General features: G+C 67.3%; 20 protein-coding genes and 1 tRNA gene. 6 read left to right on the top strand and 15 right to left on the bottom strand.

All coding sequences use genetic code 11. The features are described 5' to 3' along the window. Window positions 1-45: 45 nt before the first annotated feature. The 10 genes from GO999_RS08185 to GO999_RS08140 all read right to left on the bottom strand — a co-directional run bounded on the left by GO999_RS08185 (window position 46) and on the right by GO999_RS08140 (window position 13,766). Window positions 46-318, bottom strand: a complete 273-nt coding sequence (locus GO999_RS08185; RefSeq protein ID WP_003267811.1) for an HU family DNA-binding protein — start codon at window positions 316-318, stop codon at window positions 46-48. Between the two features lie 173 nt (window positions 319-491). Next, window positions 492-2,912, bottom strand: coding sequence for an endopeptidase La (gene lon, locus GO999_RS08180; protein ID WP_011001653.1), 2,421 nt, complete (start codon window positions 2,910-2,912; stop codon window positions 492-494). A gap of 170 nt (window positions 2,913-3,082) precedes the next feature. After that, the gene (gene clpX, locus GO999_RS08175; RefSeq protein WP_011001652.1) at window positions 3,083-4,357 is read right to left on the bottom strand and encodes an ATP-dependent Clp protease ATP-binding subunit ClpX; all 1,275 of its coding nucleotides are present in this window, start codon (window positions 4,355-4,357) and stop codon (window positions 3,083-3,085) included. Between the two features lie 165 nt (window positions 4,358-4,522). Further along, window positions 4,523-5,176 carry an ATP-dependent Clp endopeptidase proteolytic subunit ClpP gene (clpP, locus tag GO999_RS08170; protein ID WP_003267806.1) on the bottom strand — a complete coding sequence of 218 codons (654 nt, stop codon included), beginning with the start codon at window positions 5,174-5,176 and terminating at the stop codon, window positions 4,523-4,525. A gap of 29 nt (window positions 5,177-5,205) precedes the next feature. After that, window positions 5,206-6,555 (bottom strand): trigger factor, encoded by a 1,350-nt coding sequence (gene tig, locus GO999_RS08165; RefSeq protein ID WP_016721979.1) that lies wholly within the window; start codon window positions 6,553-6,555, stop codon window positions 5,206-5,208. 254 nt (window positions 6,556-6,809) lie between these two features. Further along, window positions 6,810-8,783, bottom strand: coding sequence for a bifunctional tRNA (5-methylaminomethyl-2-thiouridine)(34)-methyltransferase MnmC2/FAD-dependent 5-carboxymethylaminomethyl-2-thiouridine(34) oxidoreductase MnmC1 (mnmC, locus tag GO999_RS08160; protein WP_211906741.1), 1,974 nt, complete (start codon window positions 8,781-8,783; stop codon window positions 6,810-6,812). Between the two features lie 71 nt (window positions 8,784-8,854). Beyond that, window positions 8,855-9,049 (bottom strand): hypothetical protein, encoded by a 195-nt coding sequence (locus tag GO999_RS08155; protein WP_011001649.1) that lies wholly within the window; start codon window positions 9,047-9,049, stop codon window positions 8,855-8,857. A gap of 131 nt (window positions 9,050-9,180) precedes the next feature. Beyond that, a tRNA-Leu gene (locus GO999_RS08150) sits at window positions 9,181-9,267 on the bottom strand. A 104-nt stretch (window positions 9,268-9,371) separates the two neighbouring features. Then, the gene (locus GO999_RS08145; RefSeq protein ID WP_019718736.1) at window positions 9,372-12,491 is read right to left on the bottom strand and encodes an efflux RND transporter permease subunit; all 3,120 of its coding nucleotides are present in this window, start codon (window positions 12,489-12,491) and stop codon (window positions 9,372-9,374) included. A gap of 66 nt (window positions 12,492-12,557) precedes the next feature. Further along, window positions 12,558-13,766, bottom strand: coding sequence for an efflux RND transporter periplasmic adaptor subunit (locus tag GO999_RS08140; protein ID WP_211906740.1), 1,209 nt, complete (start codon window positions 13,764-13,766; stop codon window positions 12,558-12,560). Between the two features lie 136 nt (window positions 13,767-13,902). Between GO999_RS08140 and hpnD the strand changes: the two genes are divergently transcribed. After that, the gene (gene hpnD / locus GO999_RS08135) at window positions 13,903-14,775 is read left to right on the top strand and encodes a presqualene diphosphate synthase HpnD (protein ID WP_011001593.1); all 873 of its coding nucleotides are present in this window, start codon (window positions 13,903-13,905) and stop codon (window positions 14,773-14,775) included. Here hpnD and GO999_RS08130 read toward each other — a convergent pair whose 3' ends face one another. From GO999_RS08130 to GO999_RS24660, 3 genes are all read right to left on the bottom strand, one after another. Next, window positions 14,776-15,960, bottom strand: coding sequence for a DUF1501 domain-containing protein (locus GO999_RS08130; protein WP_016721804.1), 1,185 nt, complete (start codon window positions 15,958-15,960; stop codon window positions 14,776-14,778). 27 nt (window positions 15,961-15,987) lie between these two features. Next, complete coding sequence (locus tag GO999_RS08125; protein ID WP_016726951.1) at window positions 15,988-17,604, bottom strand: DUF1800 domain-containing protein; 1,617 nt, start codon at window positions 17,602-17,604, stop codon at window positions 15,988-15,990. A gap of 71 nt (window positions 17,605-17,675) precedes the next feature. Next, complete coding sequence (locus GO999_RS24660) at window positions 17,676-18,323, bottom strand: hypothetical protein (protein WP_223259739.1); 648 nt, start codon at window positions 18,321-18,323, stop codon at window positions 17,676-17,678. Here GO999_RS24660 and ompR point away from each other — a divergent pair. From ompR to GO999_RS08100, 4 genes are all read left to right on the top strand, one after another. Then, window positions 18,306-19,028, top strand: coding sequence for an osmolarity response regulator transcription factor OmpR (ompR, locus tag GO999_RS08115; protein ID WP_003267785.1), 723 nt, complete (start codon window positions 18,306-18,308; stop codon window positions 19,026-19,028). The genes GO999_RS24660 and ompR overlap by 18 nt on opposite strands. A 37-nt stretch (window positions 19,029-19,065) precedes the next feature. Next, the gene (locus GO999_RS08110) at window positions 19,066-20,427 is read left to right on the top strand and encodes an ATP-binding protein (RefSeq protein WP_019718730.1); all 1,362 of its coding nucleotides are present in this window, start codon (window positions 19,066-19,068) and stop codon (window positions 20,425-20,427) included. A gap of 171 nt (window positions 20,428-20,598) precedes the next feature. Beyond that, a complete protein-coding gene (locus GO999_RS08105) occupies window positions 20,599-21,147 on the top strand; it encodes a peroxiredoxin (RefSeq protein ID WP_016721800.1) in 549 nt (182 codons plus the stop codon). Window positions 21,148-21,205: 58 nt separating this feature from the next. Then, entirely contained in the window at window positions 21,206-21,733 is a 528-nt protein-coding gene (locus tag GO999_RS08100) for a carboxymuconolactone decarboxylase family protein (RefSeq protein ID WP_028860609.1), read from the top strand. Window positions 21,734-21,812: 79 nt separating this feature from the next. On the opposite strand, the gene ispF is transcribed toward GO999_RS08100, so the two are convergent. Both ispF and ispD read right to left on the bottom strand, forming a co-directional pair. Further along, a complete protein-coding gene (ispF, locus tag GO999_RS08095; RefSeq protein WP_011001586.1) occupies window positions 21,813-22,319 on the bottom strand; it encodes a 2-C-methyl-D-erythritol 2,4-cyclodiphosphate synthase in 507 nt (168 codons plus the stop codon). Further along, window positions 22,316-23,077, bottom strand: a complete 762-nt coding sequence (gene ispD, locus GO999_RS08090) for a 2-C-methyl-D-erythritol 4-phosphate cytidylyltransferase (protein WP_211906739.1) — start codon at window positions 23,075-23,077, stop codon at window positions 22,316-22,318. Before ispD ends, ispF begins: the two co-directional genes overlap by 4 nt. Before the next feature lie 171 nt (window positions 23,078-23,248). Between ispD and mfd the strand changes: the two genes are divergently transcribed. Continuing rightward, entirely contained in the window at window positions 23,249-26,680 is a 3,432-nt protein-coding gene (gene mfd, locus GO999_RS08085; RefSeq protein WP_028860607.1) for a transcription-repair coupling factor, read from the top strand. The last annotated feature ends 39 nt before the right edge of the window (window positions 26,681-26,719 follow it).

The following is a 26,719-nucleotide window of genomic DNA, read 5'->3' as shown; positions in this document are numbered from 1 at the left end:
GACTGTCCGGCGCCTGCGGTAGTCAGTCGCAAGCACCAAAGCCTGCTAGTTTAGTGCATCTTTGAGCGCTTTGCCAGGTTTGAATTTCGCAACCTTGGCGCCCTCGATTTTGATGGTCGCACCGGTGCGCGGATTGCGCCCGGCACGCGCCGAACGCTGGCCAACCAGGAACGTTCCGAACCCCACCAAGGTCACCGACCCGCCGTCGCACAGCGCATCCTTGATCCCGCCGATCAGCGCATCGATGGCGCGCCCGGCTGCCGCTTTCGACATGTCGGTCTGCGCTGCCACATGGTCGATGAGGTCTGTCTTGTTCATTGCCGCCTCCCCGTTCGCCGTCGGTCGATTCCATTAAAGTGGCCGCCAATCGACGTGTCAAGGCGCGGAAACCGCCGCAGCCGGCGGCGGGCACATGGATTGCGCGCGCCCAAAGAAAAGGGCCCGAACAAGTCGGGCCCTCCTCGGGCTAGCCCGGAAAGCGCATCACCTCATCAGTGGTGCACCATCTCGTGCGCGTCGCCGCCTTCGGTCTTGCCGGCTTCCGGCGCCGGCTTCGGCTCCTCTTCCGGCAGCGGCTCGGGCTTGCGCACCAACGCGAGCTCCAGCACCTTGTCGATCCAGCGGACCGGCATGATCTCGATGCTGTTCTTCACGTTGTCCGGAATGTCCGCCAGGTCCTTGACGTTCTCTTCCGGAATCAGCACCAGCTTGATGCCGCCACGGTGCGCGGCTAGCAGCTTCTCCTTCAGGCCGCCGATCGGCAGCACCTCGCCGCGCAGCGTGATCTCGCCGGTCATGGCCACATCGGCACGCACCGGGATGCCGGTCAGCACCGACACCAGCGCGGTCGTCATGGCAATGCCCGCGGACGGGCCATCCTTGGGCGTCGCGCCTTCGGGCACGTGGATGTGGATGTCGCGCTTCTCGAACATCTCATCCTTGATGCCCAGGCGAGCCGATCGCGAACGCACCACCGAGCGCGCCGCCTCGACCGACTCCTTCATCACGTCGCCCAGCGAACCCGTGCGGGTGATGTTGCCCTTGCCCGGCATGAGCGCGGCTTCGATGGTCAGCAGGTCGCCGCCCACTTCCGTCCAGGCGAGGCCGGTCACCTGGCCCACCTGGTCTTCCTTGCCGGCCAAACCGAAGTCGAAGCGACGCACGCCCAGGAACTTGTCCAGGTTGTCCGAATCGACCTTCACCGACGCGCCGGCTTCCTTCTTCAGCAGCAGTTGCTTGACCACCTTGCGGCAGATCTTCGAGACCTCGCGCTCCAGCGACCGCACGCCGGCTTCACGGGTGTAGTAGCGGATGATGTCGCGCAGCGCGCCTTCCGCCACCTCGATCTCGCCACCCTTCAGACCGTTGTTCTTGGTCTGCTTGGGCAGCAGGTAGCGCTGGGCGATGTTGACCTTTTCGTCCTCGGTGTAGCCCGACAGCCGGATCACTTCCATCCGGTCGAGCAGCGGCGCCGGGATGTTCAGCGAGTTCGACGTCGCCACGAACATCACGTCCGACAGGTCGAAGTCCACCTCGATGTAGTGGTCCTGGAACGTGTGGTTCTGCTCCGGGTCCAGCACTTCGAGCAGCGCCGACGACGGATCGCCGCGGAAATCCGCACCCATCTTGTCGATCTCGTCGAGCAGGAACAGCGGGTTACGCACGCCGACCTTGGTCAGGCTCTGCAGGATCTTGCCCGGCATCGACCCGATGTAGGTCCGGCGGTGACCGCGGATTTCAGCCTCGTCACGCACGCCGCCCAGCGCCATGCGCACGAACTTGCGGTTCGTCGCACGCGCCACCGACTGCCCGAGCGAGGTCTTGCCGACACCCGGCGGCCCCACGAGGCACAGGATCGGCGCCTTCAGCTTGTCGACGCGCTGCTGCACTGCGAGATATTCAAGGATGCGCTCCTTGACCTTCTCCAGACCATAGTGATCTTGATCCAGCACCTGCTCGGCGTTCGACAGGTCGTTGTTGACCTTGCTCTTCTTGCGCCACGGCAGACCGACAAGCGTGTCGATATAGTTGCGCACGACCGTTGCCTCGGCCGACATCGGCGACATCAGCTTGAGCTTCTTGAATTCCGAGTCGGCCTTCTTCTTGGCCTCCTTGGGCATGCGCGCGGCCTTGATCTTCTTGTCCAGCTCTTCGAGATCAGCGCCCTCTTCGCCTTCGCCCAGTTCCTTCTGGATGGCCTTGACCTGCTCGTTCAGGTAGTACTCGCGCTGGCTCTTCTCCATCTGGCGCTTGACGCGGCCGCGGATGCGCTTTTCCACCTGCAGGATGTCGATCTCGCCTTCCAGTTGCGACAGCAGGCTCTCCAGACGTTCGGTCACATTGAACATCTCGAGGATCTTCTGCTTCTGCTCAAGCTTGATCGGCAGATGCGCGGCGATGGTGTCGGCCAGACGACCCGGCTCGTCGATGCCCGACAGCGAGGTCAGGATCTCCGGCGGAATCTTCTTGTTCAGCTTCACGTACTGGTCGAACTGCGACACGATGGCGCGACGCAGCGCCTCGGTCTCGGCCGACTCGGTCGGCTCCGGGCCGATGGGCATCGCTTCGCAATGGAAGTGCGACTCGTCGTCGGTCACGGACAGGATGTTGGCACGCTGCGTGCCTTCGACCAGCACCTTCACGGTGCCGTCCGGCAGTTTCAGCATCTGCAGGATGTTGGCGATACAACCGACCTCGTAGAGATCCTTGTCGGTCGGCTCATCCTTGGCGGCCGTCTTCTGGGCAACCAGCATGATGCTCTTGCCCGCTTCCATCGCGGCTTCCAGGGCCTTGATGGATTTGGGGCGCCCCACGAACAGCGGAATCACCATGTGCGGGAACACCACCACGTCGCGCAGCGGCAACAGCGGCAGGCGAATCTGCTCAGCGGGTAGGAGTTGGGTTCCGGACATTATTTTCCCCAGAAAGTCATGTAAGGGCTAAATTGGGTGCCGCGACAGTTTTACAAGACCGCCGCCGCAAGTCGCGTGCCGGCCCGGTTTCCCGAAGCAAAAAAAGCCGCTCGCGTGCGAACGGCTTCCTGCATGGGATGCATACGGCGCATCCCGGCCAGTCATTCGCGTCAGTTGGAACCTGCAACCTTGGGTTGCTCTTCGTACATCAGCAAGGGCTTGCCGTCGCCGGCGATCGTGCTCTCGTCGATCACCACCTTCTGCACACCCTTGTGGTTGGGAAGGTCGTACATCACATCCATCAGCGCGTGCTCGACGATGGAGCGCAATCCGCGCGCCCCCGTCTTGCGCTTGATCGCCTTGCGGGCAATCGCCGTCAGCGCGCTCGGACGGATTTCCAGCTCCACCCCTTCCATGGCCAGCAGTTTTTGATACTGCTTGACGATTGCATTCTTCGGCTCGACCAGGATCTCCATCAGCGCGGCCTCGTCCAGCTTGGCCAGCGTCGCCACCACGGGCAGGCGGCCGATCAGTTCGGGAATCAGGCCGAACTTGATCAGGTCTTCCGGCTCTACCTGCGGCAGCACTTCGTTGACGTCCCGCTCTTCCTTGCTCTTGACCTCGGCGCCGAAGCCGATGCCGGACTTGTCCGAGCGCTGCGTGATGATCTTCTCGAGACCATCGAACGCACCGCCGCAGATAAACAGGATATTGGTAGTGTCGACCTGGAGGAAATCCTGGTTCGGGTGCTTGCGCCCGCCCTGCGGCGGCACCGAGGCCATCGTCCCTTCAATCAGCTTCAGCAGGGCCTGCTGCACGCCTTCCCCGGAAACGTCGCGGGTGATGGACGGGTTGTCGGACTTGCGCGAAATCTTGTCGATCTCATCGATGTAGACAATGCCACGCTGTGCCTTGTCGACCTCGTAATTGCAGTTCTGCAGCAGCTTCTGGATGATGTTCTCGACGTCCTCGCCCACGTAGCCGGCTTCGGTCAGCGTGGTGGCGTCGGCGATGACGAACGGCACGTTCAGCAAGCGAGCCAGCGTCTGCGCCAGCAGCGTCTTGCCCGAGCCGGTCGGCCCGATGAGCAGGATGTTGCTCTTGGACAGCTCGACATCATCCTTCTTGCCGAGATGCTTCAAGCGCTTGTAATGGTTATAGACCGCAACCGCCAGGATCTTCTTGGCCTGCTCCTGGCCGATCACGTATTGATCCAGGCTCTGGCGAATCTCGTGCGGGGTCGGCAGGTCGGATTTGACCGCCAGCCCGCCCTCCTTCTCGGAGATCGCGGCCTCGTCCCGGATGATTTCATTGCACAGGTCGATACATTCATCGCAGATGAAGACCGAGGGGCCGGCAATCAGTTTCTTGACTTCATGCTGGCTCTTGCCGCAGAACGAGCAGTACAGCAGCTTTTCGCCAGTCGAGCCTTTCTTGTCCGCCATAACGATAACCAGTAGTTCCTGACCGCATCATACGCCAAATTGCCTGGCGACGATCCGCAGGTGTTGCACATAGCAAAAACGAGGCGCGAGGCCTCGTCTTTGACAGCTTGAGACGTCCGGCACGCTGCGACCGGTGTGCCGTCCGGCGCACCGGCCACAGGGTGTTCAGGCACCCCGCCGAGCCAGCACCTTGTCGATCAGGCCGTACTCCTTGGCCTGATCGCCGCTCATGAAATTGTCGCGGTCCGTATCGCGGGCGATCTTGTCCACGGGCTGGCCGGTGACTTCGGACAGGATCGTGTTCAGACGTTCGCGCAGGTACAGGATTTCACGCGCCTGGATCTCGATATCCGAGGCCTGGCCGCGCGCACCGCCCAGCGGCTGGTGAATCATGATCCGCGAGTTCGGCAGCGCATAGCGCTTGCCCTTTGCGCCGGCGGCCAGCAGGAACGCGCCCATGCTGGCGGCCATGCCCATGCACAACGTGGACACGTCGGGCTTGACGAACTGCATCGTGTCGTACATCGCCAGGCCCGCCGACACCGAACCGCCCGGCGAGTTGATGTACAGCGAGATGTCCTTGTCCGGATTCTCGCTCTCCAGGAACAGCAACTGCGCCACCACGAGATTGGCAGTCTGGTCGTTGACCTCGCCCACCATGAAAATCACGCGCTCCTTGAGCAGACGCGAGTAGATGTCGTAGGCGCGTTCGCCGCGGCCCGACTGCTCGACCACCATCGGCACCAGTCCGAGGCCCTGCGTTTCGAGCGCGGAAGCCTGGGTGCGGGCGAGTTGGTCGATCAGTTCATTGCGGATCATGCGGTTCTCCGGTGCGTGGATCGGTCGAATCAGCCTTGCGCGCCCTGGGTGGCGGTCAGCTCTTCGAACGACATGGCTTTGTCAGCGACCTTGGCCTTGTCGCACACAAAATTTACCACGTTGTTTTCGAGCACGTAGGCCTCCATTTCGGCCAGGCGCTGCTGGTCGCCGTAGTACCAGCGGATGACTTCCTTCGGATCTTCGTAGCTCTTGGCGAACTCTTCGATCTCGGCCTTGATCTGCTCCGGCTTGGCTTCCAGGGCGTTGACCTTGACCACCTCGGCCAGCACCAGGCCCAGCTTCACGCGACGCTCGGCTTGCTGCGCGAACATCTCGGCCGGGATCGGCATGTTCTTCACGTTGGGCATGCCGCGCGCTTCCAGATCGCGGCGAGCCATCTCGACCAGGCGCTCCTGATCCTGCTCGATCAGCGACTTCGGCACGTCCAGCTCGGCCACCTTCAGCAGCGCGTCCATGACCTGGTCCTTGAGCAGCGCGTGGGTGCGGCGCTTGACTTCGCGCTCCAGGTTTTCACGGATGTCGGCGCGCATCTTGTCGAGGCTGCCGTCAGCGATGCCCAGCGATTGCGCAAAGGCCTCGTTGATCTCCGGCAGGTGTGCCCACTCGACCTGCTTGAGCGTGACGGTGAACTCGGCGGTCTTGCCGGCGACGTCCTTGCCGTGATAGTCGGCCGGGAACGCCAGCGGGAACACCTTGGATTCGCCCTGCTTCAGGCCCAGCGTCGCCTGCTCGAACTCCGGCAGCATGCGGCCCTCGCCCAGCACGAAACCGAAGCCCTCGGCCTTGCCGCCCGCGAACTCGACGCCATCGATGGTGCCGACGAAATCGACCGTCACGCGGTCACCGTTCTGGGCGACGGCTTCGCCGCCGTCACCGTGGTCGCCGGCTTCGCCGCGCGGATGGTAGTGCACACGCTGCTTGCGCAGGATGTCGATGGTCTTGTCGATCTCGGCGTCGGTGATCTCGGTCTTGGTGCGGGTCAGTTCCGCGCCGGCCAGGTCACCGATCTTGACTTCCGGGTACACCTCGAAGGTGGCGTCAAAGGCGAACTGGTCATCGGCCACGCCTTCGCTCTTGAGCTCGAAGCGCGGCTGGCCCGCGACCTTCACGCCCTGCTCGTTGGTGATGTCGAAGAACTGGCGGGCAGCCTTGTCGAAGCGCACTTCCATTTCGACTTGCTGACCGTACTGCTTCTCGACCATCTTCATCGGCACCTTGCCCGGGCGGAAGCCGGACATCTTGACGGTCTTGGACAGACGCGCAAGGCGGCTTTGCTTTTCTTGTTCCACTTCGGCCTTCGGGACGGCCAGGGTCACCTTGCGATCGAGTTTGCCGAGGTTTTCAATGACAGTCGACATGGTCGTAATTCCAAATCCAGAAGAAGGTTGCGTCGAACGGCGCAGCGCCAGCAGCAGCCGTGGTTCGGTTCTTGGTCTTGCCGCGCTGCGCGAACGCCACGCGGAAGCCGCATTGGCGGCACAACCGGCGCGTTCAGGCTGGCAAACGCAAAACGCATATTATGGCATGGAACGCTCGCCAGCCCTGACTTTTTGGGGGTGGCAGCCCGGCAAACCGCTTCGGCCGCACTTCGTCAATCGATGGCTGTGGGCAATCATGCCGCGTGCTTGCCGTGGCGCAACGCCCGCATCAGGAAACGACCGGGGTCCAATGCGGCTGCCAGTTCGGATTCGAGCGGAAGCGGGCCGCCGTCGATCTGCGCCGCGAGCAGCTCCGCGCCCAGCACCGACCACGTGAGGCCGCGTGAGCCATAGGCCAGCGCGGCATAGAGCCCAGGCACGCGCGGCAGCGCGGCATGCGGTCCGCGCAAGCGGAAGCCGGGCGCCATGATCGCTGCCTCGTCCGCCACGGCGCCAATCAGCGGCAACCGGCTGGCGGAGACGCAGCGCACGCCCACGTAGCCATGGAGCCGCGCCGGGTCCACACGGGCCAGGGCGGAGGCATGCGCGGGCTGCAGCCCGGCCAGCCGGCGCAGGTTGGCGGCATGGTCGGCGGTACGCGCATCGGGATCGGCCTCGCCCGGCTGGAAAGAGGAACCGACGCGCACCGTCGGGGCTCCGCGCTCCCGGGGCAACAGATAGCCGTCGCCGCAGACGACGGCGCGAGGCCATGGCACGCCGTCTTCGAGCGCGGCAACCGGCACATCCGTCAGTTGGCCGCGCACCGGCTTGAGCGCGGCGGATGCCAGCGGCGCCAGCCGGACCGCATCCAGACTGTTGGCGAGCACGACGACCGGTGCGCGCGCAATCACGTTGCCCTGCGCGTCGCAGGCCTGCCACCCGGCGTCATGCCGCAGCAGGGATTCAACCCGGGTGCGCCACCGCAGTTCGACGGCCTCACCTGCCGCGGCGAGGGCTGCGCGGCAGATGTCGGGCGGCGCCACCCAGCCGGCCTGTGCGAACCACCAGCCCCCCTGCGGCACGCCCGCGCCGACACGATCGGCCGCGCGGGCGGCGTCCAGCCACGCGATGAAATCGGCCGGGAAACCGAGCGCCTGGACGATGCGCTGCTGCTCGGCGGCATCGTCGGCGTGCTCGGCCAACTGCAGCACGCCGGTCGGGTGGAAACCGGTGGCAAAGCCGGCGCGGTCGAGCGCCTCCCAATGGCGACGCGCCAGCAGGTTGCCCGCGCGGGACAGGCGCGAGAGCACGCTGTCATCGATCGACACGTGCGGATGCATGGCCGCCGCCCGGTGCGCCGAGGTGCCGCCTGCCGGCGCCTCGTGCTCGTCGATCAGGGTGATGCGCCAGCCGCGCGCGGCCAGCCGCTCCGCCACCGAGCAGCCCGCCAGCCCGGCGCCCAGCACGATGGCGTGGCGCTCCGGCCAGACCGGTGCCTCCGCCGGCCCGCGCCGGGTCCGCCAGTGCGTCGGGAATGCGGCGACGGTCATGTCGCGCTTGCGGCCGAAGCCGGGCGCCTTGCGCACCTCGAAACCCGCCTCGCGCAAGCCGTGGCGCACGGCGCCGGCCGCCGTATAGGTTGCCAGCGTCGCACCGCCGCGCGCGATGCGGGCGAGCTGCTTGAACACGCCCGGCTGCCACAGATCAGGGTTCTTAGCGGGTGAGAAGCCGTCCAGGTAGAAGGCATCGGCGGCGCAGGACAGCTGCGGCAGCAGCGTTTCCGCGTCCCCCAGCATCAGGGTGAGCGTCACACGCCCCGCATCGAAGACGAGGCGGTGCACGCCCGGCACCGGCACCGGCCACGCCTGACGCAACGCCTCGGCGAGCGAGGCCAGCGCGCCCTCCTGCGGGTGCACGAGGGCCAGCCCGGCGCGATCGAACGGGTGCTTTTCGACCGAAACGAAATCGAGACGCCCGCAGCGCTGCGGATCGTCGCGCCAGGCCGCCCAGGTGGCCAGGAAGTTCAGGCCCTGCCCGAAGCCGGTCTCCACGATGGTGAAGCTGCGCTTGCCCTGCCACCCGCCGGGCAGGCCGTTGCCGCCCAGGAACACGTGATGCGCCTGCGCCAGGCCGCCTTCGGTGCTGTGGTAGACGTCGTCGTACCGGGCGGAGAACAGCGTGCCGTCCGGGGTCAGTTGAGGTGTGGCGAGAATGAGGCCGCGAGGCATGGGCAATCCGTCCGGGAAGCGCCGGATTGTATCGCCCTCCCCCGAGGCCTCGGCTTGATCCGCCGCAACGGCTAGTCGGCATCGCCACGGGTGTGGCGACGCCATACCAGCAAGGCCAGCCCGAGCGCGGCAATCGACAATCCGATCGCCGCGCCGACCAGCCGCTCGGTGCGGTGAGCCCGCGCGGACTGCTCGCGCAAGGCGATCGCGTCACGCACGGCAGCCCAGAACTGCTCGCGATGCTCGTTCTCGTCGAAGATCGTCATGGCGCGCGCCCCGCTCGTACCGTTGTGTCGACGGCTTCATCGTAGGGAATGCGTGCGCCCGGCGCCTATCCGCGCTATGGCGTAAGGCGGCCGCCTTTGGGCGGCTGACCGGACACGATGCCGGGTGTGGGTGGTGCGAGGGAGGGGACTCGAACCCCTACACCATTGCTGGCGTCAGGACCTAAACCTGGTGCGTCTACCAATTTCGCCACCCTCGCTGGATGGACTGCGGCGCCCGCAAAGGGGCGCCGGCAAGGAAGCCCGCGATTGTAGCGCAGTCGATCGCGGGTTGCCAGCCCTGGGCGGGCGCCCCGCCGGGGGGTCAGGCGGTCGGCGCGGCCGCCTCGGCTTCCGGGCGCTTGACGCGGAACCATGCGGCATACAGCGCCGGCAGGAACAGCAGCGTCAGCACCGTGGCGACGATCAGGCCACCCATGATGGCCGCCGCCATCGGCCCCCAGAACACGCTGCGCGACAGCGGGATCATCGCCAGCACCGCCGCGGCCGCCGTCAGGATGATGGGACGGAAGCGCCGCACCGCCGCCTCGACGATGGCGGTCCAGGTGGGCACGCCGGTCGCCACATCCTGCTCGATCTGGTCGACCAGGATCACCGAGTTGCGGATGATCATGCCGATCAGCGCGGTGATGCCCAGCTGCGCCACGAAGCCCATCGGCGCACGCAGCAGCAGCAGCGTCGCGGCCGCGCCGATCAGCCCCAGCGGGCCGGTCAGGAACACCATCACCGAACGCGAGAAGCTGTGCAGCTGGAGCATCAGCAGCGTGAAGATGATGAAGATGCACAGCGGCATCTGCGCGACGATGGAGGCGCCCGCATTGGCGCTCTCCTCCTCCGCCCCGGCGATCTTGATCTGGTAGTCCGGCGGCAGGTCGGCGCGGATCTTGTCGAGCAGCGGGTTGATCTGCGCCGTCACGGTCGGCCCCTGCACGCCGTCCACCACGTCGGACTGCACGGTGATGCCGTAGTCGCGGTTCTCGCGCCAGATCACGCCCGGTTCCCACGCAAAGCCCACGCGCGCAACCTGCGTGAGCGGCACCACCCGGCCGCTGGCGGTCGGCACCTGCACGTTCTGCAGGGCGTCGAGCGTGTTGCGCTCGCGCTCCTGCGGGCGCATCACGATGTCGAGCAGCTTGTCGCCGTCGCGGTACTGGGCGATGGGCGCGCCGGACATCACGGTCTGCGTCACCTGGGCGATCGAACCGGTGGTCACGCCGAGCGCGCGCGCCTTGTCCTGATCGATATCCAGGCGCAGCAGCTTGACGTTCTCGTTCCAGTTATCGTTCACGCCCACGGTGTTGGGATTGGCCTGCATGATGGCCTTGACCTGGTCGGCGATCTTGCGCACGCCGCCGATGTCCGGCCCCATCACCCGGAACTGCACCGGATACGGCACCGGCGGCCCGTTCGGCAGCAGCTTGACGCGGCCGCGCAGCTGCGGGAACTGCGACTTCAGCAGGCCGATGATCTCCTGCCGCACGTCCTCGCGCGTCTCCAGCGAAGTCGGCATCACGATGGCCTGCGCCACGTTGGTCTGCGGCAGGATCTGGTCCAGCGGCAGGTAGAAGCGCGGCGCACCGGAGCCGATGAAGAACGCCACGCTCTCCACGCTTTTCTGCTGGCGGATCAGCGCCTCGAAGCGCTTGGCCTCGGCCTCGGTCTGGCCGAAGCTGGCGCCTTCCGGCAGCCACAGCTCCACCATCAGCTCGGGCCGGCTGGAGTCGGGGAAGAACTGCTTCTCGACATACTTGAAGCCGAACACGCCCAGCACGAAGGCCGCCAGCGTGATGACGATCACCGTCTTGCGGTATTCCACGCACCAGTTCACCCAGCCGCGGAAGCGGTTGTAGAACGGCGTGTCGAACAGCTCGTGATGGCCGCCGTCGCCCACGTGCGATTTCGTATGCAGCAGCAGGTAGCCCAGATACGGCACGAACACCACCGCCGCGACCCACGACAACACCAGCGCCAGCGCCGTCACCGCGAAGATGCCGAAGGTGTACTCGCCCACCGTCGAGCGCGCCAGGCCCACCGGCAGGAAGCCCGTGGCGGTGATCAGCGTGCCGGTCAGCATCGGCATGGCAGTGGAGGTGTAGGCGAAGGTGGCGGCCTCCATCTTGGAGAAGCCCTCCTCCAGCTTGCGCACCATCATCTCGACCGCGATGATCGCGTCGTCCACCAGCAGGCCCAGCGCGATGATCAGCGCGCCCAGCGAGATCTTGTGCAGCCCGATGTCGAAGATGTTCATGAACAGGAACGTCACCGCCAGCACCAGCGGGATCGTCAGGCCCACCACCAGCCCCGGCCACACATCGATGCGCAGGCGCGGTTTGGTGTGCAGGCCCAGCGACAGGAAGCTCACCGCCAGCACGATCACCACCGCCTCGATCAGCACGTGGACGAACTCGCCCACGGAGTGCTGCACCGACTGCGGCTGATCCTGCACCTGCTGCATCTCGATGCCGACCGGCAGCTTCGCGCGGATGCGCTCCACCGTGGCGCGCAGGTCCTTGCCGAGCTGGATGATGTCGCCGCCCTTGGCCATCGAGATGCCCAGCCCGATCACCTCCTTGCCGTTGAAGCGCATCTTGGCGCGCGGCGGATCGATGTAGCCGTGCCGGACGGTGGCGATGTCGCCCAGGCGAATATTGCTGGTGCCGCCGGGGCCGCGCAGGGTCAGGTTCTCCAGGTCGCGGATGTCCGAGAACTGGCCGGACAGGCGGATCTGCACGTTGTCCGTCGGCGTGACCAGCACGCCGCTGGGGCCGATGTTGTTCTGCTGCGCGATCTGGTTGGCGATGCTGTTGATGTCCAGCCCCATCTGCGCGAACTTGGCCTGCTGGAACTCGATGTAGATCTTCTCGTCCTGGTCGCCGAGCAGGGTGACCTTGGCGACGTTGGGCACGCGCAGCAGTTGCTGGCGGATCGCATCGGCGTAGTCGTTGAGCTGGCGGTAGGTGAAGCCGTCGGCGGACAGCGCATAGATGGAGCCATACACATCGCCGAAATCATCGTTGAAGTACGGTCCACGCACGCCGGTCGGCAGCGAAGACGCGATATCGCCCACCTTCTTGCGCACCGTGTACCAGAGCTGCTGCGTATCCTTGGTCGGCGAGGTGTCGGCCAGCTGGAAGGTGACGAGCGTCTCGCCGGGCTTGGAATAGCTGCGGATCTTCCAGGCGTATGGCACTTCCTGCAGCGCCTTTTCGATCTTGTCGGTCACCTGGCGCGACATCTGCTCGGCGGTCGCGCCAGGCCAGAACGCCTGCACCACCATCGCGCGGAAGGTGAAGGGCGGGTCTTCGTCCTGACCGAGTTGGGTATAGGCGAAGATGCCGCCGAGCAGCAGCGCCACCAGCAGGAAGCGGGTCAGCGGCTGATGCTCGAGCGCCCAGCGTGACAGGTTGAAACGGGAGTGTTCCATGCGCGCAATGAGGCGAAATTGGGCAGAGGGCCGGAAGCGGCGAAACGTGGCTCGGAAGCTTGGCGCTCAGCGCCGCGGCGTGATGGCCGACTGGGCCGACGGCTGGTCCGCCGCCGCCATCGGCATCACGTGCTGGCCGGCCTTGAGCAGATGCACGCCCGCCGTAACGATGGTCTGGCCGGACGACAGGCCGCCGGTCACCAGCAGCACGTTGTCGCGCGGCGCGCCCACCGTCACCGGCACCGGCTTGACCGTCTGCGACGCCGCGTCATAGAGCCACACCACGTTTTTGCCCTGCTCCTGCAGCAAGGCCGTGATCGGTACGCGCACGCCCATGCCGCCGCTGTCCGCGCCGCCGCCCGGACGCACGAAGGTGGCCACCGCCGTCATGCCCAGCTTGAGATCGGGCGGCGGATTCGGCACGGTGATCTTCACGGTGTATGTCCGCGTGACGGGGTCGGCCGCCGGCGCGATCTCGCGCACCTTGCCGGGCAGGCTGCGCGACGGGTCGGCCCACAGCTTGACGCGCACGTCGGGCGACTTGCGCAGCGCATCGACCTGGTCTTCGGGAATGCCGACCACCACCTCTTTCTCGGCCGTCTGCGCCACGCGCACCACCGGCTGGCCGGCGGAGACCACCTGGCCGACCTCGGCATCCACGCTCGTCACCACGCCATCGGCGTCGGCTTCCAGCGTGGCATAGGCCGCCTGGTTGGACTGGTTGCGGTAGCCCGCGACCGCCTGGTCGTAGCGCGCCTGGGCTGCATCGTAATTGGCCTGGTGGCGCTGCTGCTCGGCCGCGCTGATGAAGCCCTTGGCGAACAGTTCGGAAAAACGCTTGAGGTCGGACGCCGCCAGATCGCGGTCGGTCTTGGCCGCCTGCAACTGCGCCTGGGCGGATTGCTGCGCCAGCGCCAGGTCGGTCGGGTCCAGCCGCGCCAGCACCTGGCCTTTCCTGACCGTGGCGCCAACGTCCACCAGCCGCGCGATGATCTTGCCCGGCACTCGGAAACCCAGCCGCGACTCGACGCGCGGGCGCACATCGCCGGAGAATTCGACGGTACCGGCGGCCTGCTCGCTGACCACGGTCATGGTCCGGACCGGCCGCACCTCGGGTGCCTTGGGTTGCTCTTTGCCGCACCCCGCCAACAGCAGCGCGCCCCCCAGGAGAAGCGCCCCGGAAACAGCAGGAAAAGCGCGCCTGCGCGGCAGAAACGGCGCGGAAAAAGAACCGGTGGAGTCGGAATGCGGGTACGGCAGGCGCAACACGGGCATGACACGCTCTCAGTAAATAACTGACCGGTCAGTAATGTAACCACCGGCTCGCGAAGGGTCAACGAGGAAGATGCCATCGACCGGTTCGCCCACTGACTTTAGGCGGTGGCCCTGCTGCCCCGAGGCCCCATGTAGAATGGCCGCCCTGTCCGTCCCGCCCTGCATTCCGTTTTCCGTGACTCCCGACGACTACTGCGCCGACAAGGCCGCCCCCGCCGGCAGCGATCTGTATTACAGCGTGCTGTTCCTGGCGCCCGAACGCCGCCGCGCGACCGTCGCCCTCGAAGCGGTGCGCCGCGAGCTGGAAGACGCGGTGCGCGATGCCAGCGATCCGGCGGTGGTGCAATCCAAGCTGCAATGGTGGCGGCAGGAACTGGCGCGGCTGTTTGACGGGCGGCCCGAGCATCCGGCCACCAAGGCACTGCAGCCGCACCTGGCCGCCTACGACATCGGCGCCGTGCACCTGGGCGAGCTGTTCGCCGGCGTCGAAGCCGATGCCATGCAGAATCGCTACCTGGACTGGCCCAACCTGCGCCGCCACGGCGACCAGGTCGCCGGCGTGGCGGGCCGGCTGGCCGCGCGCATCGCCGGCCATGCGCAGGGGCGCACGCTGGAATTCGCACGCCTGCTGGCACTGGCCGAGCAACTGGTGCATTTCATCCGCAACCTGGGCGACGACGTGCGCAACAACCGCGTCTACATCCCCGTGGACGAACTGCAGCGCTTCAATGTCCCGGCGGCCGACCTGTTCAACCGCCGCTACTCGGACGGATTCAAGGCGCTGATGGGATTCCAGGCCGAGCGCGCCCGCGCCACGCACCGGGAAGCGCTGGCCGCGCTCCCCGCGGAAGACCGCCGCGCCCAGCGGCCGGCGCTGATCCGCGGCGTGCTGGCGATGCGGCTCCTGGACGAACTCGAGGCCGACGGCTTCCAGGTGCTGACCCAGCGCACCGACCTGACGCCGCTGCGCAAGCTGTGGCTGGCCTGGAAGACCCAGCTCCGCGCCTGATCAGGCCTTGATCAGATCCAGCGGTGCGAAGCGGCCGGCCAGCACCGACCGCGAATCCATGCCCCACCAGCGCTCCAGCACGGTCGCGTAGAGCGAGCGGAAATCGACCGACGGCTCCAGGTTGCCGCTGCCGTCCAGCCGCTCGAGCACCGGCCCCTGCCCGGCCAGCCCGCCCCTGGCCCGCCCGCCCGCCACGAAATGCGCGGAGGCGGTGCCGTGGTCGGTGCCGTTGTTCAGGTTCTCGCGCGGGCGGCGGCCGAATTCGGAGTAGGTGACGATCAGCGTATCGTCCCAGCGCCCGAGCTCCGTCAGCGCGCTCTTGAGCGTCGCGATGCCATCGCCGAGCTGCCGCAGCAGGTTGTTCTGCGCCACCAGCTGGTTGGTGTGGGTATCGAAACTGCCCAGCGACAGGCACACCGCCGCCACATCCGAGCCGCCGCGCCCGGGGGCCGCCACCACCTGCATGGCGGCCTTGATGGCGTTGCCGAAGGCGGTCTCCGAAAAGCGCGTCTTGAAGTCGAACTTGCCGCCCTTGGGACGCAGGCCATCGGCAGCCTTGACGATGTCCGCCTCGACCTTCAGCACGTGCGCGAGCGTTGCATTGCCCGTGGCGTTCGACGGCATCGCCAGCCTGGCTTCGTTGAGGAAGGCATCCGGGCTGGCCAGCGCCACGGCGCGGGCGCCGCCGTCCAGCGGGCCGAGATCCGCGCTGCCGATGATGACGCCATCCGCGCCGAACGAGGCGGGCACCGGCCGGGCTGCGAACGCCCGCGTCAGCCACCCTTCGTGCAGATACTGGTCGGCGCGCGAGGCGGTGTCCCAGATCTCGATGGAGCGGAAATGCGACAGATTGGGCTGCGGATACGACACCCCCTGCACCACCGAGAGCTCGCCCGCCTGCCACAGCGGCATCAGCGGCTGCAGGGACGGATGCAGGCCATAGCGATCGTCGAGCTGCAGCACCTGCTCGCGCTTGATGGCGATGCGCGGGCGCAGCGCGTAGTACTGCGCGCTGGTATACGGGACCACGGTGTTGAGCCCGTCATTGCCGCCCTTGAGCTCGATCAGGATCAGCAGGTTGCCGTACCCATTGCGCTTGCCCCGCCCTTGCGCAAAGACAACGCCCGGCAGCGCGCCACCCATGCCGAGCATCGCACCCGCTTTCAGAAAATCGCGACGTTCCATGATGTCCTCCGACGCTTGCGGTGAGGGTCACTTGAGTTGATAGGCCGGATCCATCAACAGTGTGCGCAGATAAGCGGCACCGGCCAGCTTGACGGGAATCGGCACCGTGGGGTCGACCGGCAGCACGGCATGCTGGATGGACAGGCGCGGCCCCAGCTGGGGCGGATCGTTGGCCTCGGCGCCGAACTGGGCCAGCCACCTGGCCGCATTGAACGACACCATGGTCTGCGACTGCGCCAGCTTGAAGCGGCCTTCCGGGCCCATGCCCTTCAATGCCGCGCCCAGGCCCGGCACGGGGCCGCCCTGCTTCAGGTCCTCGCGCATGGCCGCCATCATCACGCCGGGCTTCTGCGCCTGCGCCGGCGGCGCCTTCATCTCGGTGGAGCGGAACAGCTGGTCGAGGAACTGCTTGCGGCCCAGCAGCGTGTTGGAGTTGATCCACGCATCGCCGCCCGGCCAGCCCTTCACGTTGGGCGGGGCGAACAGGTTCTGCCCCAGCTGCGCGGACTTGATCGCGAACGGCGCCGGGTCCGAATACTGCACGTTGAACTGCTTGAGCGTACCGACGATCATCTCCACCGGCGACTTCACCAGCGTCGCGCGCGTCTGCGGCGCCCAGAACGCCTGCGTCATGAAGAGCTCGCGCAGCGCCACCTTGATGTCGTAGCCGCTGGAGCGGAAGGCCTCGGCGACGTGCGCGACCTGCGCCGCGTCCGGATCGGGCGAGACGAACTCGCGCCACAGCTTGGTCACGATGAACACGGCGGTTTCCGGCCGCGCCAGCAGGACATCGAGCATCTGGTCGCCGTCGTAGTCGCCGCTGCGGCCGAACACCGTCTTGGTGCCGGTATCATGCAACTGCGGCAGCCAGACATAGGCGTAGTCGTGCTCGCGGTCCACGCTCCAGCCGGTGTAGGCGCGCGCGGCTTCCTTGATGTCTTGTTCGGTGTAGTGGCCCTCGCCCAGTGTGAAGAGCTCCATCACTTCGCGGGCGAAGTTCTCGTTAGGCTTGCCCTTGCGGCTCGAGGCGGCGTCCAGGTAGACCAGCATCGCCGGGTCCTTGCTGACGGCATGCAGCATCGTCCCGAAGTTGCCGACCGCGTTCTGCCGCAGCAGCACGTTCTGCCGATACATCAGCTGCGCGAACACCACCTTCTGCGAGCTGGATACGAAATGGTTGTGCCAGAACAGCGTCATCCGCTCGGTCAGCGGGGACGGCGTCCGGATCATCTCGCTGATCCACCAGCCGCGCATTTCGAGTTCCCGCGCGAGATTCTTCTGCCGGGCCACCTTGCGGGCCTCGTCATTGGCCTGCTTGTCGTCCGTGACGATCGGCTCGTTGATCCATGCCGGCAACGGCTGGGTGGCGACGGTGCCGGTCTGGGCCAGCACGCGGTCGACGGCCTCGCGGCGGGTCAGGCCGGCGTAGGCGTCGAGCTCGCTCTCCGTGGGCGAGAAACCGGTGCGGGTCAGGAAGAAGCGCGCGTCGTCACGGTCCAGGCGCTGCGCCTCGACGGCCTGCGCCGTGGCGCGGCTGGCCCGGTGCTCGTGCCGCGCTGGAACCTGCGCCTGCGCCGGCAGGTGGGCCAGAACGCCGGCCACCGCCAGCGCCATCGGAATCGTCGTCCAGCCAGAAATTCGCATATCCGTCCCCTACTTCGACCCCGGACGCATCGGCCGGATGCCGTGACGATGCACGGCGGCCAAGCGCCCGACTAACCGCCACGGTGATAGATATCGCGCGTGACGTCGTAGATGTTCTGACGCAGTTGCTTGCGTTCCTCGGGAGACAGCTTGCGTTGCGGGGGTGGCCGGTTATCGGTGTTCTCGGCGCGCCGGCGTTCCATCGCGGCGGCTCGGCGGCTGCGTTCCTCGCCGCCGTTGCCGCGCGCGGCGCCCGGCCCGCCTCCCCGGTTCGGCCCGGCGGCTTGCATCGCATGCCCGCCGCCAAAACCACCGAATCCGCCGAAGAAGCCGCCGCGCTCGCTCCGGGCGTGCGCCGGCGTCCCGGCCAGGCACAGGGCGAACGCACAACCCAGCAGCGTCAGCTGCCGGTGGAACATCATCGACCGATCCGAAAAAGGGAATTGAGAAGCCACGTCCATGTTGCTGGAAACCGATGCGCCATGCATCATTGCGCGACAATCGATATCAGGCAACCGCATCGCACGCCAGTCCCCTTCGCGAGGGTCGACAAGGATGACATCCGCGCGAGGAACTGCCAAGGCAGTGTAGTCCGCCGTCCTGCCGACTGTTCGCGGGACCGGGTAAATAATGTAACCGTCTGTTTCAATTGGGGTGATGGACCGCTTCAGGCCCGTGTTTTTGTCGTTACCATTAGCGCCATGGAAAATTCCGGTCACAAGATTCTCGTCGTCGACGACGATCCCCGCCTGCGCGACCTGCTGCGCCGCTACCTTGGGGAACAGGGCTTCACCGTGCTGGTGGCGGAAAACGCCACGGCCATGAACAAACTCTGGCTGCGCGAGCGCTTCGACCTGCTGGTGCTCGACCTGATGATGCCGGGCGAAGACGGCCTGTCGATCTGCCGACGCCTGCGGGGCGCCAACGACCAGACACCGATCATCATGCTCACCGCCAAGGGCGAGGACGTGGACCGCATCGTCGGCCTGGAGATGGGCGCCGACGACTACCTGCCCAAGCCGTTCAACCCGCGCGAGCTGATCGCCCGCATCCATGCCGTGCTGCGCCGCCGCGGTCCGGCCGAGATTCCCGGCGCCCCGTCGGAGACGCCCGAGACCTTCGCCTTCGGCGACTTCGTGCTGAACCTGGCCACCCGCACGCTCAAGAAGAACGACGAGGAAATCACCCTCACCACGGGCGAATTCTCCGTGCTCAAGGTGTTCGCGCGCCACCCGCGCCAGCCGCTGTCGCGCGAGAAGCTGATGGAGATGGCGCGCGGCCGCGAGTACGAGGTCTTCGACCGCAGCCTGGACGTGCAGATCTCGCGCCTGCGCAAGCTGATCGAGCCGGACGCGAGCAACCCGCGCTTCATCCAGACGGTCTGGGGCCTGGGCTACGTGTTCATCCCGGACGGCGCCAAGTAACGCGCGGCACGCCTCCAACCCTTCTTCCGCCCACGACTTGCGCATTCCGCGTCCGGCCGCGCTGCGGCGCCTGCTGATCAGCGTATTCGGTTCGCTGTTCTGGCGAACCTTCATGCTGATCGCGTTGCTGATCGCGATCTCGCTCGGGGCATGGTTCCAGAGCTTCCGCATTTTCGAGCGCGAGCCGCGCGCGCAGCAGATCGCCATGCAGATCGTCAGCGTGGTCAAGCTGACGCGGGCGGCGCTGCTCTACTCCGATCCGGCGCGGCGGCGCTTCCTGCTGCTCGACCTGGTGCAGAACGAGGGCATCAAGGTCTATCCGCGCGAAAAGGAAGACGAATACCGCACGCCGCAGGCCAATCCCTACCTCACGCAGCTGGTCCAGCGGGAGATCCGCAACCGCCTGGGCCAGGACACCGTGATCGCCACCGCGGTCAACGACATCCCCGGCGTGTGGGTCAGCTTCCAGATCGAGGGCGACGACTACTGGGTCGCCATCAGCCCGGACCGCTTCGAGCACGTGCCGGGGCTGCAATGGCTGTGGTGGTCGATCGCGGCGCTGGTGCTGTCGGTGCTGGGCGCGGCCTTCATCACCTCGCGCGTCAACCAGCCGCTCAAGCGGCTGGCCGATACCGCGCGCGCCATCAGCGCGGGCGATGATCCGAAGTCGCTGCCCGAGGGCGGCGGCACGGAAGTGGCCCAAGCGAATCACAGCTTCAACCAGATGGTGCGGGACCTCAAGCAGCTGGAGGCCGACCGCGCCGTGATGCTCGCCGGCATCTCGCACGATCTGCGCACGCCGCTCACGCGCCTGCGCCTGGAAACCGAGATGAGCCCGGTCGACGACCAGACCCGCGAGCTGATGGTGGCCGACATCGAACAGATGGACGCCATCATCGGCCAGTTCCTGGACTATGCGCGCCCCTCCGGCGAGATGCTGGAAGCCGTCGACCTGACCGAACTGGTGCGCGATACCGCACCGGTCTATTCCGCCCACGACGACATCGACCTCACGCTCAAGCTGGCGCCCGAGGCCATCGCCCGCTGCAACCGGATGGAAACCCAGCGCATCCTCGACAACCTGATCGAGAACGCGCGCCGCTACGGCAAGACGCACGACACCGGCCGCGCAGAGATCACGGTCAGCACCGCGCTGCGGGGCAACGAGGTGGTGCTGTGCGTGGCCGACCGCGGCGCCGGCGTGCCGGCCGACCAGCTGGCGCTGTTGACGCGGCCGTTCTACCGGCTGGAATCCGCGCGCAGCGAGGCCAAGGGCGCGGGCCTCGGCATGTCGATCGTGAGCCGGATCCTGCAGCGCAGCGGCGGCCGCCTCACGCTGGAGAACCGCACACCGCCCGAGACCGGGCTGGTCGTCAGCGCCTGCTACGCACGCGGCTGAGCCGCCCCGCCTGCGTCGTCCATGCGGCCGGGCACGACGGATGCTCGGCCGATTGCAGCACATTCACCCATCGTTGCCGGCCGCGCCGCGTCCGCCCGCCGCTTGCCTGCCTGGCCGGCGCGCTTCTTGTTTGCAGGACGCCGTCCGCTGCACCCCCTCAGGAGAAAGCCCATGAAGACCATTGGTGACAAGCTCGAGCCGTTCAAGGTGATCGGTGTCAAGCCGGGGTTCAACCGCCATGAGGAAAACGGCCAGTCGGCGTTCGAAGACATCACTGAGGCATCGTTCCCGGGCAAGTGGAAGGTCATCTATTTCTACCCGAAGGACTTTACCTTCGTGTGCCCGACCGAGATCGTCGCCTTCGCCAGGCTGAATCAGGACTTCGAAGACCGCGACACCGTCGTGCTGGGCGGCTCGACCGACAACGAATTCGTCAAGCTGGCCTGGCGCCGCGAGCACAAGGACCTCGACCGGCTGAAGCAGTGGTCGTTCGCCGACACCACCGGCGCGCTGATCGACCAGCTGGGCGTGCGCGAGCACGAAGCCGGCGTCGCGCTGCGGGCCACGTTCATCGTCGATCCGGACAACGTGATCCAGCACGTCTCGGTGAACAACCTGAACGTGGGCCGCAACCCGGATGAAGTCCTGCGCATCCTCGACGCCCTGCAGACCGACGAGCTGTGCCCGTGCAACCGCGCCGTCGGCGGCGCCACGCTCTGAGCGCGGGCACCTGCCACCCCGCGCAGCCACCTTCGGCCGCCGCTCATGGGAGAACCGGATGGACTTCCTTCAAGCGATCAAGGCGCGCATTCCCGACTACGCCAAGGACATCCGCCTGAACCTGGACGGCACCCTCGCGCGCTCGTCGCTGCAAGGCAGTGACGCCATGGGCGTGGCGCTGGCGGCGGCCTTCGCGGCCCGGAGCAAGGTGATCGCCGATGCCATCCGCGATGCCGGCGTGCTGTCGCCGGAGGAAGTCAACGGCGCTCTGACCGCGGCCGCGCTGATGGGCATGAACAACGTCTGGTACCCCTACGTCGAGATGGCGGACGACGCCGACCTCGCGCAGCAGCCGGCCGAACTGCGCATGAACGCCTACGCCGGCAGCGGCGGCGTCGACAAGCGCCGCTTCGAGATGTATGCGCTGGCCGCGTCCATCGTCGGCAAGTGCCATTTCTGCATCCAGTCGCACTACGCGCAGCTGAAGCGCCACCAGGACATGACGACGCAGCAGTTGCGCGATGTCGGCCGGATCGCGGCGGTGATCCACGCGGCGGCACTGGTGATCGCGGCGGAATCGGCGTAAGCGTCGCGGCCCGCCCGAAAGACAACGGCCTCGCCGGAGCGATCCCGGCGGGGCCGTTTTCCGTCGGACAACGCTCGGCTCAGTCCTGCTCGGCGGCTTCGGCGCGGTAGATCAGCACGGCAGCCTGGGCAACGATACCGTCTTCCCGCCCCTCGAACCCCAGCTTCTCGTTGGTCTTGGCCTTGACGTTGCAGCGCCCGGGCGCGATGCCCAGGTCGGCCGCGAGGTTGGCCACCATGCCGGGCACGTGCGGCGCCAGCTTGGGCTTCTGCGCGATGACGGTGGCGTCGACGTTGCCCACGTCGTAGCCCGCCTCGCGCACGCGGCGCACCGCCTCGCGCAGCAGCACGCGGCTGTCGGCGCCGGCGAACGCCGGGTCGGTGTCGGGAAAATGCCGGCCGATGTCGCCCAGGCCGGCCGCGCCGAACAGCGCGTCGGTGATGGCGTGCAGCAGCGCATCGGCGTCGGAATGGCCGAGCAGGCCGCGCGTGTGCGGAATCTCCACGCCGCCCAGGATCAGCTTGCGGCCCTCCACCAGCGCGTGCACGTCGTAGCCCTGGCCGATGCGGATGTCCATCCAGTTCATGCTTGCGAATCCTCCTGGGTCGGTGCGGCGCCCGCGAGGATGGCCTCGGCGAGCGCGAAATCGTCGGGATAAGTCACCTTGAAGTTGCGCAGCGCGCCGGCCACCAGCAAGAGCCGGTGACCGGCGGCCTCGATGGCGCTGGCCTCATCGGTGACGATGCGCTGTGCGGTCAGGGCCTCCGACAGGGCGCGCTGCAGCAGGCCGAGCGGAAACATCTGCGGCGTCTGCGCCTGCCACAGGCCGCCGCGCGGCACGGTCTCGGCGATGTGCTGCCCGGCATCGGCGCGCTTGAGCGTATCGGCTACCGGCAGCGCCAGGATGCCGCCGACCGCCTGCCCGCCGTCGGCCTCGACGGCGCCGACCAGCCGCGCGATCAGGGCAGGCGTGAGGCCCGGGCGGGCGGCATCGTGCACGAGCACCCAGTCGTCTTCGTGCGCGCCGAGGCCACGCAGCGCCGCCAGGCCGTTGGTGACCGAGGCATGGCGCGAATCGCCGCCGCAATCGACCTCCACCAGCCGGGCCGCGTCGAAGCCCAGGCCGGGAAAGCGCGCCGCCAGCGCCGGCGCGCCCGGCGAAGTCACCACCACCACCCGGTCGATCGCCGCGCTGGCCAGGAAGGCCTGCACGGTATGCCACAGCATCGGGCGGCCGGCGATGGGCTGGTACTGCTTGGGCAGATCGCCGCCGGCACGCGTGCCGGTGCCGGCGGACGGGATCAGCGCAAACCGGCGTCGGCCGGGACGGGAGGAAACGGACATGCGGCAAGCGGAAAAATGGCGTGAGCGCAGCCTTTTGGTCGGGAAATTTCCCGTCGGCCAGCGCGCGACTGGCGCGGATTTTATAATAGCGGCCAGTACCACGACACCCCGCCTGCCCGCGCAGGCGGGGTGTCGTGCTTTGCCTTGCCGACCGATTCCCCAACGTTTCTCATGTCCGATCTCTCGCTTTCCGCCCTGCCGATCGTCAAGCCCGGCCAGCGCTTCGTCTTCAGCGGCCTGCAGGGCTCGGCCGATGCGCTGCTGCTGGCGCGCTACCTGGCGCAGCACCGCGACGCCGTGCCGATGCTGGCGGTGGTCTGCGCCAACGCCGTCGATGCCCAGCGGCTGGCCGACGAGCTGCGCTGGTTCGCCCCGCAGGCGCGCGTGAAGCTGCTTCCGGACTGGGAAACGCTGCCGTACGACAACTTCTCGCCGCACCAGGACCTGATCTCCGAGCGCCTGGCGACGCTGCACGACCTGCAGGGCGGCGCGTGCGACCTCCTCCTGGTGCCGGCCTCCACGGCGCTGCAGCGGATCGCGCCGCCGTCGTTCCTGGCGGCCTATACGTTCTTCTTCAAGAAGGGCGAGCGGCTGGATGAGGCCGCGCTCAAGGCGCAGTTCACGCTGGCCGGCTACGAGCACGTCAGCGCCGTGATGCGGCCCGGCGAATACAGCGTGCGCGGCGGCCTGATCGACCTGTTCCCGATGGGCTCGCCGATGCCCTACCGGCTCGACCTGTTCGGCGACGAGATCGACACCATCCGCGCCTTCGACCCCGACACGCAGCGCAGCCTGTACCCGGTGAACGAAGTGCGCCTGCTGCCGGGCCGCGAATTCCCGATGGACGAGGCCGCGCGCACCGCCTTCCGCGGCCGCTGGCGCGAAGTGTTCGAGGGCGACCCGACGCGCGCGCCCATCTACAAGGACATCGGCAACGGCGTGCCCTCGGCCGGCATCGAGTACTACCTGCCGCTGTTCTTCGAAACCACCGCCACGCTGTTCGACTACCTGCCGGCCAGCGCGCACCTGGCCCTGGTCGGCGACATCGAAAGCGCGGTGCGGCGCTTCTGGGCCGACACCACGCAGCGCTACGGCTTCATGCGCCACGACCGCGACCGCCCGCTGCTGGCGCCGTCCGCGCTGTACCTGGACGAAGAGGCCTTCTTCATCGCCGCCAAGCCGCATGCCCGGCTGGTGCTGCGCACCGAGCCGGGCGAGGCGCCGCTGTCGCTGCCGCTGCCCAGCGTGGCCGTCAACCGCCGCGCGGAAGACCCGCTCGTCAACCTCGAATCGTTCCTGACGCGCGGCAACTGCCGCGTGATGATCTGCGCCGAATCGGCCGGCCGGCGCGAGACGCTGGCGCAGATGCTGGCCGCCAGCGGCCTGCACCCCGAAGGCGTGGCCGACTGCGCCGACCTGATGGGCGGCGACGCCCGCTTCGTGCTCGGCGTGGCGCCGCTGTACCAGGGCTTCATCCTGGGCGACGAGCGCATCGCCTTCATCACCGAGACCGAGCTGTACGCCCAGGCCGTGCGCCGCGGCGGGCGCCGCAAGCAGGAGCAGGCCACCGCCGTCGACGCCATGGTGCGCGACCTGGCCGAGCTGAAGATCGGCGATCCGGTGGTGCACAGCGAGCACGGCATCGGCCGCTACCAAGGCCTGGTCTCGATCGACATGGGCAACGGCGAGGAAGAGTTCCTGCACCTCGACTACGACAAGGGCAGCAAGCTCTACGTGCCGGTGCACCAGTTGCACGTGATCTCGCGCTACTCGGGCGCCGATCCCGATACCGCGCCGCTGCACCAGCTCGGCTCCGGCCAGTGGGACAAGGCCAAGCGTAAAGCCGCGCAACAGATCCGCGACACCGCCGCCGAGCTGCTGAACCTGTATGCCCGCCGCGCCCTGCGCCAGGGCTTCGCCTTCCCGCTCGCGCCCAACGACTACGAGGCCTTCGCCGAGAGCTTCGGCTTCGACGAGACGCCCGACCAGGCCGCCGCCATCACCGCCGTGATCGCCGACATGACCTCGGGCAAGCCGATGGACCGGCTGGTGTGCGGCGACGTCGGCTTCGGCAAGACCGAGGTCGCGCTGCGCGCTGCCTTCGTGGCCGTGATGGGCGGCAAGCAGGTCGCCATGCTGGCGCCGACCACGCTGCTGGCCGAGCAGCACTACCAGACGCTCGCCGACCGCTTCGCCGACTGGCCGGTGCGCATCGCCGAGATCTCGCGCTTCAAGAACAAGAAAGAGATCGACGCCGCCATCGAGGCCATCAACGCCGGCACCATCGACATCGTGATCGGCACGCACAAGCTGCTCTCGCCCGACGTGAAGTTCAACCGGCTGGGGCTGGTCATCATCGACGAGGAGCACCGCTTCGGCGTGCGCCAGAAGGAGGCCCTCAAGACGCTGCGCGCCGAGGTCGACGTGCTCACGCTGACCGCCACGCCGATCCCGCGCACGCTGGGCATGGCGCTGGAGGGCCTGCGCGACTTCTCCGTGATCGCCACGGCGCCGCAGAAGCGGCTGGCCATCAAGACCTTCGTGCGGCGCGAGGAAGACGGCGTGCTGCGCGAGGCCATCCTGCGCGAGCTCAAGCGCGGCGGCCAGGTCTACTTCCTGCACAACGAGGTCGAGACCATCGAGAACAAGCGTGCCAGGCTGGAAGAACTCGTGCCCGAGGCGCGCGTGGCGGTCGCCCACGGCCAGATGCACGAGCGCGAGCTGGAGCGCGTGATGCGCGATTTCGTTGCCCAGCGCGCCAACATCCTGCTGTGCACGACCATCATCGAGACCGGCATCGACGTGCCGACCGCCAACACCATCCTGATCCACCGCGCCGACAAGTTCGGCCTGGCGCAGCTGCACCAGTTGCGCGGGCGCGTCGGGCGCTCGCACCACCAGGCCTATGCCTACCTGCTGGTGCACGATGCGGACGGCCTGACCAAGCAGGCGCAGCGCCGGCTGGAAGCCATCCAGCAGATGGAGGAGCTCGGCTCCGGCTTCTACCTGGCGATGCACGACCTGGAGATCCGCGGCGCGGGCGAGGTGCTGGGCGACAAGCAGTCGGGCGAGATCTCCGAGATCGGGTTCCAGCTCTATACCGACATGCTCAACCAGGCGGTGAAGTCGCTCAAGGCCGGCAAGGAGCCCGACCTGATGGCGCCGCTGGCGGCTACCACCGAGATCAACCTCGGCACCCCCGCCCTGCTGCCCAGCGACTATTGCGGCGACGTGCAGGAACGCCTGTCGCTGTACAAGCGCCTGGCCAACTGCGAATCGGGCGAGACCATCGACAACATCCAGGAAGAGCTGATCGACCGCTTCGGCAAGCTGCCGCCGCAAGCGCAGTCGCTGATCGAGACGCATCGGCTTCGCATCGCCGCGGTGCCGCTGGGCATCCGCAAGATCGACACCGGCGCCGATGCCGTCACGCTGCAGTTCGTGCCGAACCCGCCGGTCGATGCCATCAAGATCATCAACCTGGTGCAGAAGAACCGCCAGATCAAGCTGGCCGGCCAGGACCGCCTGCGCATCGAGAACATCCCCGCCGAGACCGCCGCGCTGGCGCAGGCCATCCGCCAGACCATGCGGCAGCTGACCTGACCGGACCGCCCGCCCGCCCGCCCTCACCCGCAGGACACC

Origin of the sequence: Ralstonia nicotianae, assembly GCF_018243235.1 — a bacterium.
Classification (GTDB): domain Bacteria; phylum Pseudomonadota; class Gammaproteobacteria; order Burkholderiales; family Burkholderiaceae; genus Ralstonia; species Ralstonia nicotianae.
Note: the sequence above shows the minus strand (reverse complement) of the source record. Positions and strands in the feature narration are given on the sequence as shown.

What these genes read in the sequence shown, in the direction of transcription:
- lon (WP_011001653.1), bottom strand. Translation starts at nt 2,912, where the DNA reads ATGTCCGGAACCCAACTCCTACCCGCTGAGCAGATTCGCCTGCCGCTG.
- hpnD (WP_011001593.1), top strand. Translation starts at nt 13,903, where the DNA reads ATGGCCGCCCTGTCCGTCCCGCCCTGCATTCCGTTTTCCGTGACTCCC.
- GO999_RS08100 (WP_028860609.1), top strand. Translation starts at nt 21,206, where the DNA reads ATGGACTTCCTTCAAGCGATCAAGGCGCGCATTCCCGACTACGCCAAG.
- clpP (WP_003267806.1), bottom strand. Translation starts at nt 5,176, where the DNA reads ATGATCCGCAATGAACTGATCGACCAACTCGCCCGCACCCAGGCTTCC.
- ispF (WP_011001586.1), bottom strand. Translation starts at nt 22,319, where the DNA reads ATGAACTGGATGGACATCCGCATCGGCCAGGGCTACGACGTGCACGCG.
- GO999_RS08185 (WP_003267811.1), bottom strand. Translation starts at nt 318, where the DNA reads ATGAACAAGACAGACCTCATCGACCATGTGGCAGCGCAGACCGACATG.
- ispD (WP_211906739.1), bottom strand. Translation starts at nt 23,077, where the DNA reads ATGTCCGTTTCCTCCCGTCCCGGCCGACGCCGGTTTGCGCTGATCCCG.
- tig (WP_016721979.1), bottom strand. Translation starts at nt 6,555, where the DNA reads ATGTCGACTGTCATTGAAAACCTCGGCAAACTCGATCGCAAGGTGACC.
- mfd (WP_028860607.1), top strand. Translation starts at nt 23,249, where the DNA reads ATGTCCGATCTCTCGCTTTCCGCCCTGCCGATCGTCAAGCCCGGCCAG.
- GO999_RS08105 (WP_016721800.1), top strand. Translation starts at nt 20,599, where the DNA reads ATGAAGACCATTGGTGACAAGCTCGAGCCGTTCAAGGTGATCGGTGTC.
- GO999_RS08125 (WP_016726951.1), bottom strand. Translation starts at nt 17,604, where the DNA reads ATGCGAATTTCTGGCTGGACGACGATTCCGATGGCGCTGGCGGTGGCC.
- mnmC (WP_211906741.1), bottom strand. Translation starts at nt 8,783, where the DNA reads ATGCCTCGCGGCCTCATTCTCGCCACACCTCAACTGACCCCGGACGGC.
- GO999_RS08145 (WP_019718736.1), bottom strand. Translation starts at nt 12,491, where the DNA reads ATGGAACACTCCCGTTTCAACCTGTCACGCTGGGCGCTCGAGCATCAG.
- ompR (WP_003267785.1), top strand. Translation starts at nt 18,306, where the DNA reads ATGGAAAATTCCGGTCACAAGATTCTCGTCGTCGACGACGATCCCCGC.
- clpX (WP_011001652.1), bottom strand. Translation starts at nt 4,357, where the DNA reads ATGGCGGACAAGAAAGGCTCGACTGGCGAAAAGCTGCTGTACTGCTCG.
- GO999_RS08140 (WP_211906740.1), bottom strand. Translation starts at nt 13,766, where the DNA reads ATGCCCGTGTTGCGCCTGCCGTACCCGCATTCCGACTCCACCGGTTCT.
- GO999_RS08130 (WP_016721804.1), bottom strand. Translation starts at nt 15,960, where the DNA reads ATGGAACGTCGCGATTTTCTGAAAGCGGGTGCGATGCTCGGCATGGGT.
- GO999_RS08155 (WP_011001649.1), bottom strand. Translation starts at nt 9,049, where the DNA reads ATGACGATCTTCGACGAGAACGAGCATCGCGAGCAGTTCTGGGCTGCC.